Annotated in this window: 1 protein-coding gene; it reads right to left on the bottom strand. The window is 65.1% G+C overall.

Features of this window, described 5'->3' with window-relative positions; all coding sequences use genetic code 11:
• Positions 1–542, bottom strand: a 542-nt coding sequence (locus tag IG65_RS38805; protein WP_036526666.1) for a hypothetical protein, incomplete at both ends; no start/stop codon positions are given.

Raw genomic sequence — 542 nt, 5'->3', positions numbered from 1 at the left:
TAGCTGTACTCGCCGGCGTCGTTCTTATACACCTGGGCGAAGTCGGCACCGACCCGACGGTCCCGGGTTTCCACCCCGAGCCCGCGGTTGGCCATCGCGTTGTAGTAAACCATGCCGGCCATCGACACGGCCGAGATCATCGGATCCTTCATCCGGGTCAGCTCGCCAAAGATGTCGGCGTAGATGTCCGGGTGCGACTGGGCCATCTCGCCCAGCACCACCTGACCGAGGGCGTCGCCCATGCCCGAGATCACGCGCGCCGCGGCGGCGGTGTCCCGGCCCGGGGTGTACCCGTCGATCTTGATCCCGTACAGCGCGTTGATCACGTCGAGGTTGGGGGTGTAGTTCACCGAGAAATAGGGCAGCAGCGGGCTGGCCGGCGACCAGTTTGCCGGGTCACCATCCACCATCGCGCCGTCATACTTGGTGGGGATGAGCGAGGCGGGCAGGGTGTCCGGGGTCCAGTACTGGTCCGGGAAGACAACACTGCCGTCCTTGGCGATCGAGATGATCAGCGAATCGGTGTCCGCGTAGTACAGCGG

The sequence above is a fragment of the Nocardia sp. NRRL WC-3656 genome (assembly GCF_000720265.1).
Classification (GTDB): Bacteria; Actinomycetota; Actinomycetes; order Mycobacteriales; family Mycobacteriaceae; genus Nocardia; species Nocardia nova.
The sequence above is the reverse complement of the archived record's forward strand: the minus strand, read 5'-3'. Positions and strand labels throughout refer to the sequence as shown.